The organism is Amantichitinum ursilacus (genome assembly GCF_001294205.1).
In the GTDB taxonomy this organism is placed as follows: Bacteria; Pseudomonadota; Gammaproteobacteria; order Burkholderiales; family Chitinibacteraceae; genus Amantichitinum; species Amantichitinum ursilacus.
The window spans coordinates 168,698-182,942 of record NZ_LAQT01000036.1 but is presented as its reverse complement, the minus strand read 5'-3'; the positions used below and the strand labels follow the sequence as shown (position 1 = coordinate 182,942).

The window sequence follows — 14,245 nt, the reverse complement described above, 5'->3', positions numbered from 1 at the left end:
CGTCTAAGCCGCCTGGGTCTGGCCTTGCGCCATGGCCTGGCCGGCATCGGCATGCAAGCGGCGGGTTTCAACAATCGATGCAATCGAGAACATGCCCAGCAGTACAAAGGCGGGCCAGAAATCGGTGTATTCGATATGGGCATGGCCTTGCACATGGTTGGAGAGCTGCAACGCCATGCCCGCCACGATGACGCCCAGGCCCAGCGACAACTGCTGCACCACGCTGGCAAAACTGGTGGCGCGGCCCGCGTCTTCGCTGGCGATATCGGCGTAGACCACCGAGTTAAGGCAGGTAAATTGCAGCGACGGAAAAAAGCCGCCCAAGGCGACCACCGCCAGCAACAGCAGATGCGGCATGGCCGGGGTGAAGAAGCCATACGACGCAATCGCCAGCCCGGCCAGCACCGCATTCACCATCAACACATTGCGAAAGCCGTAGCGGCGTAACACGCGCGGCCCGATGCTTTTCATGAACATCGCGCCAAAGGCCGAAGCGCAGGTGATGGTGCCCGAGACAAAGGCATTCATGCCCAAGCCTTCCTGCAGGGCCAGCGGCAGCAAGAACGGCACCGCACCCAGGCCGATGCGAAACAGCGATCCACCCAGCACGCTGGCACGAAACGTCGGGATGTGCAGAAAGCGCAAATCCAGCAACGGTGCGACGGCGCGACGCGCGTAATTAAAGTAGCCAAACAACAACAACGCACCCAGCGCCGTCAGCCCCAGCGCCAACCACAAAGCCACCAGATGGCTGCCCAGCAAGGCCAGGCCGCACATGGTTAATGCGCTGCCGCTGGCTGAAAGCGCAAAGCCGATCACATCCAGTTTTTGCGTGGTGGTTTCGCGCTGGTTTTCGATAAAGCGCGCGGCCAGCCAGATGCCCAACAGGCTCACCGGGATGTTGATAACAAAAATCCAGCGCCAATGAAAATACGTGGTGATAAAGCCCCCCAGCGGCGGCCCGATGATGGGGCCGAACAAGGCGGGCAGGGTCAGATAGCTGATGGCCTTGACCAGTTCGGCGCGCGGCACGGCGCGAAAGATGATGATGCGGCCCACCGGTACCATCATCGCGCCGCCCACGCCTTGCAAAAAGCGCGCAGCCACAAACTCGAACAAGGTGCTGGATACCGCACACAGCAACGATCCCAGCATAAAAACGGCAATGGCGGTCTGGAATACCGAGCGCGAGCCAAAGCGGTCGGCCACCCAGCCGCATACCGGGATGAATACGCCCAGCCCCACCACGTACGAGGTCAGCGCCAGCTTCAGGGTAATCGGGTTCTGCCCCAGGTCACGCGCCAAAACCGGCAGCGAGGTGGCGATTACAGTGGCGTCCATGTTTTCCATGAACAAAGCGCAGGCAACAATCAACGGCAACAGCATCGTGCGGGACATGAGCGACCAGACAGTCAAAAGCAGAGGGGCATTTTAACCAACGCGCGGCGCGCTCATCAGATATACAACGCAAAAAAGCGGATCGGAACAGTGGCAACCTGCCACTGCCGCGATCCGCGGTCTGGATGGGCGAAGGTTAGATCCAGTCGGCCGGCGGCGGCAGCGTGCCCAGGTAATCCAGCTTGCCCAGTTGCACACCGTAATGACGCATCACGCCATAGGCGGTGGTCAGGTGGAAATAGAAGTTGGGCAGCACAAAGCTCAGCAGATACGGCACCGGCGCAAAGCTGACTTCGCCGCCACGCATTTTAAGCGTGACCACGCGGTCTTCATGGCCGTCGATGTCGCTGGCCGGCACGCTTTTGATAAACGCGACGGTTTTGGCGATACGCTCAAACAGTTCGGCAAAGGTGGTTTCGGTATCGGCAAACGACGGCGGCGTCTGGCCTGCCAGGCGGGCAGTGCCGGCTTTGGCCGCGTCACAGGCGCTTTGCACCTGGCGGGTCAGATCAAACATGTCGGGGGCCAGCCGTGCGCTCAGCAATGCCGCCGGGTCCAGTTGTTTCTCGGCGGCATGCGCTTGCGCCTTGCGCAACACCGCTTCCAGGTTGTCCAGGCCGCGCAGGAACACGGGCACGCTGGCGTGATAAAGCGAAATCGTCATGGTTTTATCCTTGTTATGAACGCGCCGCCGGTTGGGGCCACGCGGGCAGGGTGGTGGCAAACAAGGCATAAAACAAGCCCACCGCATACGCATCCCGGCCGGCGGGAGGTATGCGGAGGGCCATGAGGGCCGCCTGGTTTAAAACGCCGAAATCAAATACGTGGCGTTAACAGGCACTGACATTAGCCGCGCGCGGCCTTCACCAGGCCTTCGCAATTGCCGCGTTGCGGATCCGCCGCAGGCAGCTTGGCGCACACATTCGACAACTGGCTGGCCAGCGTATCCACTGTGGCTTGATGCTGCTTGTCGCTGTTCCACTTGGCCAGGCCGGTGGCCAGGCGCTGCAACGAGCGCTGGCTGCGCTCATAAAACGCGTTGTTGGTTTCACCGGCTTCCTTGATCACGCTACTGGCCACTTGCTGCACCTTGGCGTCTTGCGTCGGGGCCAGATTGATCAGGTTGTTGACGTAACCCACGCCCCATTGCAAACGCGTAGCCGGGCCTTCTGCCGCGGTCCAGGCTTGCTCGTACCAGCTGAGGGCGGCTGTGTTGTCGCCACGGGTTTTGGCGTTGGCGGCCAGGCCCAGCATAAAGTAGTACGGCGCATGTGAACGCGTCAGTTCGGCCTTCAGCAGCGCATCCGATTCATCCAGCAATCCGGCGCGCACCAGATCATCCGACGCCTGGCTGATTACCGATTGGCGCTCATACCCATTGGTGGTGGCCTGGTCGGCCGCCGCCACGGCGCTGCGCACCTGCTGCAATAACGGGTCGGGCAGCGCCTGGTCTTTGGCCAGATCCAGCCTGGCCAGTACCAGTTGCCCATCCAGCGCGGTCAGGCGGTCGGTGGTGGAGATGCTGTTATCGCTGGCCAATGCCACCAGCGCCTTGTTCCACGCCGCCACCAGATGTTGCCGCGCGGGCGTGCCGCTTTCGGTCAGCAAAGGCACCAGATCATCGGGCGTAATCACCAGGATATCGAAATTGGCCCGCACGCGTTTGGGGTCGGCCAACACGGCGTTCAGTGCATTCAGCGCTTGCGGCTTGTTAAAGCCGGCCGGTACGTCTTTCGAGCCTGCCGCGGCCGCTGCCGCTTTCAGGTTAAGCCGCAAGGCCGGGGCGGGCGCGTGGTCCAGCGCTGCGTGCCGGGCCAGCGTTTGCAGCGCGCCCGGCAAGGTTTTGGCGTCGATCAGCTGAGTGTCGCCGGTATCCCAGGAATAATCCGCAAGCATTTGCCATTCGTTGGCGCTAAGGTGCGCTTTGGGCTTCAGGCCATTGGCCAGGCTTTCATTGACCGGATGCGTGGCGTTCAGGCCCAGCGACAGCACTTGCATATACCGCTCGGCATCCACTTCGCCGGGCAGGCGCGTAATTTCGGTGCCATCGGGTTTAAACAGAATCATGGTGGGGTAGCCCACCACTTTAAAACGCTCCCCCCATTTTTGCGCGCTGTCGCTATCGCCATCCAGATACACCGGGATAAACGCCGCGGAGCGTTCAATAAACGCCTGCTGATTAAAAATGGTGGCCTTGACCTGATTGCAGGGCGGGCACCACACCGCGCCCCAATACAAAAACAGCGGCTTGTGCGTGGCGCGCGCCTGGGCAAAGGCGGCATCGACATCGCCTTGTTGCCAGGCAATCCCGGGTGGCAGGGCGTGGGTTTCCGCGGCGTGGGTCAACGGCGCGGTCAGTAGCAGCGCACTGGTAAGCACGCTGAGTATCATCGGTTTCATGTTTCGCCTTTAAAACGGAGTGGAACAATGCCCAAAGCAGGGGATGGCCCCGCTTTGGGTTGATGCTATTGCGACTAACGCGCAATTACAGCTTGTAGTTGAATTCCAGCCACCATTGGCGGCCATACGGCAGATAACTGCCCACGGCATAAAACGGCCAGCCGGCGGAATCGTCATGCTTGATGGTATTGAGTACGTTATTAACGATCAACGACAAAGACGCTTGCTTGGTAAAGTCATAACCCACGCTCAGATTGGCCAATGCGGTGGGGGTTAGATAAGCGCTGCCTTCGGCATTAGGCACTTTGCCATAACGCGTCACCTGCACGGTGGACGTCCACGCATTGCGTGACCAGGTGACTTGCGCATTCAGCTTGTCCGGCCAGTCGTAATTGGTCATATCGTGCAATTCATCATCCACCGGGTCATCGGCAAATTGCTGATAGTGGTGCGTCAGCGTCTTGCTGTAATTGGCGCTAAACAGAAAGTCGCCCACCGGGCCCCAGGTCCATTTGTATTTGCCGCCAATATCAAAGCCGCTGGTGGATTCCTGCGCTGCATTAATCGGATTAACCAGGATGGTATTGATGGCGCCGGGGTCCAGCACCGCGTTATCCGGGTTGCGCACCACGCGCGCAAAAGCGTCTTTACATAGCGACGAAGTCGGATCATCCACGCCCGTGCGGCAAGCGGCTTCGGTGCGCAGCAGTTTGTCCGGGTCCAGATCGGTCACCAGATTGTCGATCTTGATATTCCAGTAATCAACCGAGACATCAAAATTGCGCGACGGCGACCAGACAAAACCATAGCCAAATGATTTGCCGTTTTCCGATTGCAGATTCCGGTTGCCCGCTTCCACATAATTGGCGCCCGGCGAATAGTTGGCGTAATCGCAATTGGATAAGGACTGGTTGGCTTTGTAGCAACGATAGTAATCGGTGGTGGACGCGTAATAACCCTTGGTCGATGCCTCGTAGATGTAATTCATATCCGGGGCGCGAAAGCTGGTGGCGTAGTTGGCGCGCAACAGCAGCGTATTGACCGGGCGATATTGCAGACCCACGTTCCACGTAAATTTGCCATCGCTATGGTCGGCAAAGGTGTATTGGTCATACCGGCCGGCCAGCGTGGCATCCAGCTGCTTGACGATGGGGATATCCAGTTCCAGCGCCGCCGCTTTGCGCGTGCGCGATCCGCTAACGTCCTGCGCACCGCTGGTGTTGTAAAACAGGCCCTGATTGATCTGGCTGTCCGGATGATTGCTATAGCCCTGGCTGCCCAGTTCCAGCAGCGCCGCGGCTTTCAGCGGGCCAGCGGGCAAATCGTACAGCTTGCCGGTGGTGGTCAGGCTGCCGGTTTGCGTCCAGGCAGCGTCGCGGCTTTCGGTATGGCCCACCAGGCTATTGAACTGGTCGGAGGTCAAAGGCTGATTAAAGCGCGCCAGATTGGGCGAATAAATGCCGATACCATCGTCGGTGGTGCCCAGCCTTGGGCCGAGGAAATAATCGTCCACCGAGGCCAGTAAACGCGGCACGGTATTGCGGCTTAGATAACCCGAAATGTTATAGACCGCTTCGTAATCCCAACCGCTATTGCCAAAGCTGCCGCGCAGGCCGGTGGATAGATTGACTGCGCTATCGCGCCATTTGCGGTTCCACACATCCGCGCCGCCAATTTCTTCGGGCGCAAAACGCCGCGTCCATTGCTCGTCCAGACCAGTGTCTTTGTTAAAGAAATAGCCATCGGTTGCCAGCAACGAAGTCCAGGTGGGCCCACGCGTGTTGTTTTGCGTGTCGTTAAAACCCAGCATTACGTCGGCAAAGAACGTGGTGTTGTCGTTCAGCGCCCATTGCAGGCCACCGTAAAAGTTTTCGCTCTGGTTTTGTGTCTGGATGGTCCAGTACGACGGTTGCGCCTGGCCGCTGCCGCAATAAGCGTTATCGCCTTTGCCCACGGCCACGGTGCTGCTGTTAAACAAACCGCCAAATGCGCCGCAATTAGCGCCGCCCAGATAGACGCCATCGTCCAGATTGCGCCGGCCCCAGATCCGCACTGGCGCGGCGCCGCCCGCGGTGGAATCCGACATAAAGTCGCGATCCTTGCTCCACAGCATTTGCGTTTTGCTCACCTCCAACGCAAACACGGTGCTGACATCGCCAAAATCTTTACCGCCACTGATTTGCACGCGGCCATTGTCGCCACCGCCGCGTGTGGTGCTACCCGCTTTAACGTTCAGATTAATGCCGTCGGCGTGGGTCTTGAGGATGATATTGACCACCCCGGCAATTGCATCCGAACCATAAATGGCCGAAGCGCCGGCATTGAGGATTTCAATGCGCTCCACCAACGCCGAAGGAATATTGGCCAGGTTAACAAAGTTGACCGAGCCATCATAAGCGGTAGGGTAATCCGCCACGCGACGGCCATTAATCAGCACCAGCGTGTGATTGGGGCCCAAGCCACGCAGGCTGATGGCATTGGCGGCGGGGGTAAAGGTATTGCCGAAATCCGCGCCCTGGGTAAAGCCGCTGTTTTGCGCTTGCTGGTTTAGCGCGTCATATACGTTGCGGTAGCCCTGTTTTTCCAGCTCGGCGCCGGTAATCACGGTGACGGGCGTGGGGCCTTCTTGCTGGGCGCGGGGAATGCGGCTGCCGGTTACGGTTACCGGGGCGACATTGGCGGGGTCAGTGGAATCGTCAGCGTGCGCGATGCCGGCGATCAGCACGGCTAGCGCAAGCGGCGTCAGATGGGGTCGCATTGCTCTCTCTCTGTTTCGGTTTGCTGGTTTTTGTAGGGCGGGTTGTGCTCGCCCGGCGGGCTGCAGCGTCGGGTTTTGAAGCTGTCGCTGGCCAAAATAGCAAAAAGTGTTTATCTCACAAACGTATAAGAAAATTTATTGATATTTCTATTTGTAATATCGATACGTGGCGTTATCATGGCGGCCGCTGACCAACCGCTCGGTGGGTTGGGGTAGGGGAAGTTGCGGAATTTGTCCGGCCAGCGCGGGCCAGCAAGGCGCAAATCCCAAGCCCGACGCAACGCGTGTAAAACGCGCCCGGCGCTGTGGGTTGGCTGCAACACTCGCGCGGATTGCAACTTGGGCGGGTGGCGACGGCCTTACCTCAGATCGCCGCGTCGGATGCCAGGCGCGCCGGTGAACCAGTCGGTGGTCTCATCCGTTAGAATTCGGGAACCCGGCCCAGACGTGGCCGGATGCAAGCAGGAGAAAGCCGTGAGGCGTGGTTTGGTGCAGGGAATGGTTTCGGTGTTTTCGGTGATGGCGCTGCTGGGGCTGTCGGCCTCGGCCTGGGCGGTGGATGCGGGCGACGCCACGTCGCGCGCGTTGTCCAGTGGCAATCTTTGGCTCACCTTGGGCCTGTTTTTTGCGGCGGGCGTGGGCCTGGCGTTAACGGCCTGTATGTATCCGTTGTTGCCTATCGTATCGGGCATTGTCATCGGCCAATCGCAAAGCCGTTGGCGCGCCTTTGGCCTGACGCTGGTGTATACGCAAGGCCTGGCGCTGACCTATACGGTGGTCGGCGTGGCCGCCGCCAGCACGGGCACTTTGCTGACCGTGCAATTGCAAAGCCCGATTACCACCGCCGTGCTGGTGCTGTTTTTTGTGATCATGGCGCTGTCGATGTTCGGTCTGTTTGAGCTGCAAATGCCCGGCGGCTTTCAGAGCAAGATCAATGATCTGGCCAACCGTTTGCCCGGTGGCCAACTGGCGCCGGTGTTTGTGATGGGCATGCTGTCGGCCCTGCTGGTGGGCGCATGCATGGCGCCGCCGTTGTTTGGCGCGCTGGCGTTTATGGCCAAAACCGGCGATCGCGTGCTGGGCGGCAGTGCTTTATATGCGCTGGGCGTGGGTACCGGTGTGCCGCTGTTGCTGATTGGCGCATTTGGCAGCAGCGTGCTGCCGCGCTTGAGCGGCAAAACCATGAGCAACGTCAAGCGCGTGTTTGGCGTCATCATGCTGGGCAGCGCCATCTGGATCAGCCAGCCGCTGTGGCCCAAGGGCGCCAGCCATGCCGCTGAATTCCAGACCGTGAAGTCGGTGCAGCAATTGCAGCAAGCGGTGGCGCAAGCCAACGGCAAGCCGGTGATGCTCGATTTTTATGCGGACTGGTGCGTGTCTTGCGTCGAGTTTGAAAAGAACGTGCTGCCCGACGCCAACGTCAAAGCCGAGCTGCAGAATTTTGTACTGCTGCGCGCCGATGTCTCGGCCAACTCGGACGATGACGCCGCCTTGCTCAAGCAATTTGGCCTGTACGGCCCGCCCGCCATCATCTTCTACGACAAGGCCGGCAAGCTGCAGACCAAGCGCGTAATTGGTTTATCCAGCGCCAGTGACTTTGCCGCGCACCTGCAAGCCGTGGCAGGTCGCTGAAGCAAGACCGCCGCAGGGCACGCATGGTATCCTGCGGCGCGATGAAAAAACGGCTCTATTCCAAGGCAGTTCTGATTGCGCTCTGTGTGGCGCTGCTGAACTTCGCCTTGCCGTTGGTGCACATGGCCGCCACCAACGCGGTCCGCCACCAGCTGGTGCTGTGCAGTGGCAACGGCGTCCAGATTGTCTTTACCGCTGATGCCACGCCGCAAGATACGCACGATGGCTCCTCGCACAGCACCGCCAGCCTGCAACCGTGCGCCCTGTGCGCGCACACCGCGCAAGCTGCGTTGCCATCTCCGGCCGCCCCGGCCCTCGCTCCCGTCCACTATGTGCCGATTGCCCGCGTGGCCGCGCCGCCAGCGCCGGTCGACAAGGCCTATGCGTTTGAATATCCCCGCGGCCGTGCGCCGCCTCTAGCTTGATCAGCCACTCTTTTTTCTGAATCTCTTCTGATCAATCCAGCCTGCGCGGGCCGGGCGTGAACGTGCGTCCGCTGCTGCGTGGGCCTTGGGGCTTTACCATGAACGCTACGATCAAGCGGGCACCGCGCCCGCACATCCTCGTCGCTGCGCTTGCTGCAGCTTTTCCCTGGCTTGCCCACGCTGAAGACAGCGCCACCCCTGCTGGCGAGCCGGTCTGGGTGGGCCCGGCCGTCGTCACCGCGCCACGCGAAACCTCGCCGCTGACCATCGTCACCGACCCGAAAGCGCCGCGCCAACCGGTGCCCGCCAGCGATGGCGCGGATTACCTCAAATCGATACCGGGCTTTAGCGCCATCCGCAACGGCGGCACCAATGGCGACCCGGTGCTACGCGGCATGTTTGGTTCGCGGCTTAATATCCTGACCAATGGCACCAGCATGTTGGGCGCGTGCCCGGCGCGCATGGACAACCCCACCTCGTACATCACGCCCGAGAGCTTTGACCAGCTGACCGTCATCAAAGGCCCGGAAAGCGTGATCTGGGGGCCGGGCGCATCGGCGGGCACGGTGATGTTTGATCGCAAAACCAAGCGCTTTGCTGCGCCGGGTGTGCGCTTTGATGGCGCGGCGCAGGTGGGCGAGTGGGGCCGCAACGACATCAATGCCGACCTCACCACCGGCGCGCCCGAAGGCTACGCCCGCATCGTCGGCAGCCACGGTCATCAGGGCGATTACGAAGATGGCGCGGGCAACACGGTGCCGTCGAAATGGAATAAATGGTCGGCCGATGCATCGTTAGGCTGGACGCCCGATGACGACACCCGACTGGAACTGAACGCGGGCACCAGCAATGGCGACGCACGTTATGGCGGCCGCAGCATGGATGGCGTCAAGTTCCGGCGCGACAGTTTCAATCTCAAGTTCGAGCGCGATGCAATCAACGATGTGGTCAGCAAGCTGGAAGCGCTGGCGTACTACAACTACGCCGATCATTTGATGGATAACTACAGCCTGCGCACGCCAGATCCAATGAGCAGCATGCCCACCGCGATGGCTTCGGAAGTGGATCGGCGCACCGTGGGCGGCCGCGTGGCGGTCACGCTTGATCTGGCCCCGGCCTGGTCGCTGATCGGCGGGCTGGATGGCTCGCGCAATGCGCATCGCTCGCGCTCGGCCGCTGGCGTCGATGCCTATGCCGCCTTGCCCTGGACTAAAGACGCCGACGCCAGCGATATCGGCGCGTTTGCGCAACTGACGTGGAAACCGGCTGCGCGCCAACGGGTGATCGGCGGCGTGCGAGTCGATCGGGCCGAAACGACGGATCAGCGCGGAGATGCCACTGCGATGGCGATGATGGCCATGCCCAACCCCACCGCCAACCAGTCACGCATCGACGCGCTGCCGTCGGGTTTTATGCGCTACGAACAAGATCTGGCGGACGGCCCGATCACCTTGTTTATCGGCCTGGGCCACGCGGAACGCTTTCCGGATTATTGGGAGCTGTTTTCGCCCGATGCGGGTGCGGTGGGTTCCAGCAACGCGTTCTCTTCCGTCAAGCCAGAGAAAACCACGCAACTGGACCTGGGCGTGCAATACAACAGCAAAGCACTGAAGGCGTGGACGTCGCTGTATGCCGGCTATGTGCAGGACTACATCCTGTTTCTGTATCAAAGCGGCGGCATGATGGGTTCAAGCTCGCAGGCGCTGAATGTGAATGCGCGGATTGCCGGCGGCGAGGCGGGCGTGGAATACACCTTGGCCAGCGGCTGGAAAACCGATGCGACGCTGGCGTATGCGTGGGGCGAAAACCGCAGCATGGGCCAGGCCTTGCCACAGATGCCGCCGCTGGAAGCGCGCTTCGGGCTGGGTTACGAGACGAGCAACTGGACAGCGGGGGCACTGTGGCGCGTGGTGGCGGCGCAGCGACGCGTGGCGGTGGGCGAGGGCAATGTAGTCGGCAAAGACTTCGGCCCGTCAGCCGGGTTTGGCACGCTGGCGCTGAATGGCGGCTATGACTTCAGCAAGCAGGTGCGGCTGACGGTGGGCGTGGATAACGTGCTGAACCAGCGGTACACCGAGCATCTGAATCTGGCGGGGGATGCGGGCTTTGGCTATTCCGCCGATACGTCGATTAACGAGCCGGGGCGGACCTTCTGGGCGAAGCTGGCGGTGAAGTACTAATAGGTCGGGGATCGGCGCTCGCTTCTCGATCAACTCATCAAAGCCAGCAGAGGAATGCAAGCCGATGCGTTTTTTTCTTTGGCTTTGATGGGTGGGTCTGGACCCACCCTATGGCAACCACGGTGGTTTTACGCCGTAGTATTTCCAGGTCGAGTCGTTCCACTGGCGGTCGGTAAAATCCGGCCAGTGTTTGTCGTCAAACGACGGCGCATTGCCCAGTACGGCGCGGTCCATATTCAACTGGTAGATGTCGCCGTCTTCGCCCGCCACCGAAAACGCGGGCCACGGCACCGCGTACAGCTTGCCGGCCGTGCCGCCAATGCGCGCGCCTTGCAGCACCACGTACGCCACCGAGCCATGCGCCGGGTCCAGCACAATGTCGGAAATCCGCCCCAGCTCTTCGCCCGCCGGGCTTTGCACTTTGGTGCCGATGATCATCGAGGCGCGGCGGATCTTGTCGTGATTGGTGCCCGCCGCCGTGGCTTGCACCGCCGACGCCGCCACCGGAATGCCATTGACGTCGGCCGCTTGCGCCGTGCCCGCCATGCCCCACGCCAGGCCCATCGCCAGTCCCATATTCACTTGTATTGCCGCCGCGCGCCGCATGTCGTGCTCTCCCGATCGTTGCGTCCGATGGTGCCGCGACGGGGCCACAGCGAATGTAGGCCAGCGCTGAACGCCGCGTAGGAAAGCGCCTGGGCGCTGATCCATGTCGGTCGCCCGGGCCGGAATGGGCTGACGCCAAGGCGCGGGGCCTGCCGATAGGTGGCGGCCGGGCAAAGGCGGAGCATGTAGTCATCACGCATAGTGTCGCTATGTCCAGGTCGCTGTGCCCACACAGGAGACTCATCATGGCTATCGATCCGATCACCGCTGTCGACTCATCCGCGCTGGTGCCGATCATCACGCCGTTGCCCGCCGCCACCGTGCAGGCCGCCAATGCCGCGCAAGTGGCCGCCACCGAAGCGGATATCGCGACCAATGTGCAAGCCACCGAGGGGCTGAACAGCGGCAATCTGACTGCGACCAGCGTGCAGCAAAGCGTTACCACCACCACGCAATTTACGCTGGGCAACGCCAACGCCATTCTGGATAACAACGCCGCCAACGGTCTGGCTGCCACGCTGGCCAATAGCCCGGCGGCGGCTAATCTGGCGGGTACGGTGAATGTGTCGACGCTGACGTATAACGCGCTGGGGACGCCGGAATCGGTGCTGGTGAATGTACCGGCCGACACCGCCGCGTCGTTGCTGAACGCCACCGCCACCAGTTCCTTGCTGAATGCGGCACAAGAGACGGCCAACAATATCAACGCCGCCGCCACCGACCAGACTGCGGCCAACCAGGCGACGTTGGATAACAACCCCAACGACATCAACAACCCGAACAATCCGGCCAGCCCGCTTAACGTCAACAATCCGGCAAATCCGAACAGCCCGTTGAATATCAACAACCCGCTGAACCCGGCCAGCCTGAACAATCCGACCAATCCGCTAAACCCGGACAGTCTCAACAACCCGAACAACCCGTTGAACCCCAACAGCCTGAATAACCCGAATAACCCGGCCAATCCGCTAAGCCTGAACAACCCCAACAATCCGCTGAACCCCGACAGCGTGAACAACCCGAACAACCCGGCGAACCCGGCCAGCGTCAACAATCCGACCAACCCGCTGAACCCGGCCAACCAGCTGAATCAGGCGCAAGCCGTGGCCGCCAACGCCGCGGCCACCGCCAATCCGACCACTGCGGCGGTCAACGCGACAACGGCGGCGCAGGCGGCTAATAACAACACTAGCCTGTTGGTGAATACCCAGGCCTAACCGAGGAGGGCACGATGGAAACCAATCAAACGTCGCTGAACGACCTGGTCAGTTCGTCCGCATTAAGCGGCATGCCGGGCGTATTCGGGCACGACCCCGCGCGTATGGGTACGCGCCTGAGCGAATCGGATTTGATGTTCCTGTACAAGGCGGCCCATGCGGGCGCGGCTGAAGTGGCTTTGGGCGAGCTGGCGCAAAGTCATGCCACGCGGCCCGAAGTGCAGCAATTTGCCGAACAGATGGTGCGCGAGCACCGCAAGAACAACGAGGCTTTGCAGCGCCTGGCGCGCGACAAAGGCGTGGAACTGGAGCTGGCGCCGGACACGGAAGACGGCCAGTTGCTGGACCGGCTGCGCCATCTGGATGCCGCCGAATTTGATGATGAATATCTGCAGCACGCGGGCGTGTATGCGCACAGTGTGGTGGAGCGCTTGTTTAACCAGGAAGCCAGCAATGGCACCGACGCCGATTTGCGCCGCTTTGCCGAGCAAACGCTGCCGGTGATCCGGCATCACCTGGATATGGCGCAACAGCTGACGCATCCGTCGGCCTGATCGCCGCATCCGTCCTCGCATCCCGTCATCCCATAATCTGATAAACCCCACCCGCGCCGGGCTTCCGGCGCGGCAAGGAGTCGCCATGACCCAGCACAGCGCAACACATACCGACAGCCACAGCAGCGCCACCCCGGCCCGCAGCCCCGCTCATCACAGCGTGCGGCAACGCAGCGCCAGCGATCTCGGCATCAATATGGTGGGCGAACGCGGCTTGTTTCGCTGGCTGCTGGCCAGCTGGTTTTTTGGCAAGCCGGTACAGGCCGAAGTGGCCGAACGCACGTGGCATGTATTTATGGAAAAACGCATGACCAGCCCGCACGCCATTTTGCAGCGCAGCTGGCAGCAACTGGTGGATGCACTGGGCGAGGGGCATTACCGGCGGCTGGATGAATCGTCGGCGCGCAATCTGCACACAATGTGCCAGCAGCTTACCGACCAATACGGCGGCAGCATCCGCAAAATGTATTCGCGCTCGCGCAGCCGCCAGGAATTTGAAGAAAAACTGGCTGAATTGCAGGGCGTTGGGCCGAAGACGATCGAGATTTTCATGCGCGAGGCGGGGCCGTATCTGTTTCCCAAACATCCTGGGGAATAGTGCCGCGACGCAAGCCAATCAGCGGCTTGTCCAGGTTGGGAATCTTATAGGGTGGGTCATGACCCACCCGCCAAAGCCACACGCCCATATCGCCGCCACTGGCTATGGCTTTGATGGGTGGGTCATGACCCACCCTATACGTTTGCGACGGGGGTGTAGGCCAGCAAATCTTTCCGGCGTCAGTGCCGGCCTGCCAGGTCAGTGGTACACATCATCATCCGCATCGTCGTCGTCATCCTCATCCTCGGTCAGCTCGGGGTGCAGCGATTCCAGCGCCTCGTCAAACGCGGCGTCCAGCCCGCGGCAATCGGCTTGCTCATCCCAGCCTTCGCGTTCAAACGCTTCGATCAGTTCCAGATAAAAATCGCGGCGCAAATCGTTATCGGGGATGCCTTTTTGCGCTGCCGTGATTACGTCTTCAAACAGTTCGGTGCCGCCACTCCAGGCCATGGGATTCTCCGGTCAGGGTTATGCAGA

General features: G+C 61.0%; 12 protein-coding genes. 6 read left to right on the top strand and 6 right to left on the bottom strand.

From position 1 onward, the window contains the following. Positions 1-3 precede the first annotated feature (3 nt). The 4 genes from WG78_RS20035 to WG78_RS20020 all read right to left on the bottom strand — a co-directional run bounded on the left by WG78_RS20035 (position 4) and on the right by WG78_RS20020 (position 6,556). Complete coding sequence (locus WG78_RS20035) at positions 4-1,398, bottom strand: MFS transporter (RefSeq protein WP_053939610.1); 1,395 nt, start codon at positions 1,396-1,398, stop codon at positions 4-6. 136 nt (positions 1,399-1,534) lie between these two features. After that, positions 1,535-2,062: a DUF1993 domain-containing protein gene (locus WG78_RS20030; protein WP_053939609.1), complete on the bottom strand. Its 528-nt coding sequence runs from the start codon at positions 2,060-2,062 to the stop codon at positions 1,535-1,537. 182 nt (positions 2,063-2,244) lie between these two features. Then, positions 2,245-3,798 carry a thioredoxin family protein gene (locus WG78_RS20025; protein WP_053939608.1) on the bottom strand — a complete coding sequence of 518 codons (1,554 nt, stop codon included), beginning with the start codon at positions 3,796-3,798 and terminating at the stop codon, positions 2,245-2,247. Positions 3,799-3,883: 85 nt separating this feature from the next. Then, complete coding sequence (locus tag WG78_RS20020; protein ID WP_053939607.1) at positions 3,884-6,556, bottom strand: TonB-dependent receptor; 2,673 nt, start codon at positions 6,554-6,556, stop codon at positions 3,884-3,886. A gap of 474 nt (positions 6,557-7,030) precedes the next feature. Here WG78_RS20020 and WG78_RS20015 point away from each other — a divergent pair, with 474 nt between their 5' ends. The 3 genes from WG78_RS20015 to WG78_RS20005 all read left to right on the top strand — a co-directional run bounded on the left by WG78_RS20015 (position 7,031) and on the right by WG78_RS20005 (position 10,793). Beyond that, complete coding sequence (locus WG78_RS20015) at positions 7,031-8,188, top strand: cytochrome c biogenesis protein CcdA (RefSeq protein WP_161805168.1); 1,158 nt, start codon at positions 7,031-7,033, stop codon at positions 8,186-8,188. Positions 8,189-8,229: 41 nt separating this feature from the next. Continuing rightward, positions 8,230-8,613 carry a DUF2946 family protein gene (locus WG78_RS20010; RefSeq protein ID WP_053939605.1) on the top strand — a complete coding sequence of 128 codons (384 nt, stop codon included), beginning with the start codon at positions 8,230-8,232 and terminating at the stop codon, positions 8,611-8,613. 98 nt (positions 8,614-8,711) lie between these two features. After that, positions 8,712-10,793: a TonB-dependent copper receptor gene (locus tag WG78_RS20005; protein WP_053939604.1), complete on the top strand. Its 2,082-nt coding sequence runs from the start codon at positions 8,712-8,714 to the stop codon at positions 10,791-10,793. Between the two features lie 108 nt (positions 10,794-10,901). Here WG78_RS20005 and WG78_RS20000 read toward each other — a convergent pair whose 3' ends face one another. Then, positions 10,902-11,369, bottom strand: coding sequence for a PRC-barrel domain-containing protein (locus WG78_RS20000; RefSeq protein WP_236692087.1), 468 nt, complete (start codon positions 11,367-11,369; stop codon positions 10,902-10,904). A gap of 275 nt (positions 11,370-11,644) precedes the next feature. Here WG78_RS20000 and WG78_RS19995 point away from each other — a divergent pair, with 275 nt between their 5' ends. From WG78_RS19995 to WG78_RS19985, 3 genes are all read left to right on the top strand, one after another. After that, the gene (locus tag WG78_RS19995) at positions 11,645-12,616 is read left to right on the top strand and encodes a hypothetical protein (RefSeq protein WP_053939602.1); all 972 of its coding nucleotides are present in this window, start codon (positions 11,645-11,647) and stop codon (positions 12,614-12,616) included. A 14-nt stretch (positions 12,617-12,630) separates the two neighbouring features. Then, complete coding sequence (locus tag WG78_RS19990; RefSeq protein ID WP_053939601.1) at positions 12,631-13,170, top strand: DUF4142 domain-containing protein; 540 nt, start codon at positions 12,631-12,633, stop codon at positions 13,168-13,170. Between the two features lie 85 nt (positions 13,171-13,255). Beyond that, entirely contained in the window at positions 13,256-13,768 is a 513-nt protein-coding gene (locus WG78_RS19985) for an HhH-GDP family DNA glycosylase (RefSeq protein ID WP_053939600.1), read from the top strand. 198 nt (positions 13,769-13,966) lie between these two features. Here WG78_RS19985 and WG78_RS19980 read toward each other — a convergent pair whose 3' ends face one another. Continuing rightward, positions 13,967-14,218 carry a hypothetical protein gene (locus WG78_RS19980; protein WP_053939599.1) on the bottom strand — a complete coding sequence of 84 codons (252 nt, stop codon included), beginning with the start codon at positions 14,216-14,218 and terminating at the stop codon, positions 13,967-13,969. Between the last annotated feature and the right edge of the window lie 27 nt (positions 14,219-14,245).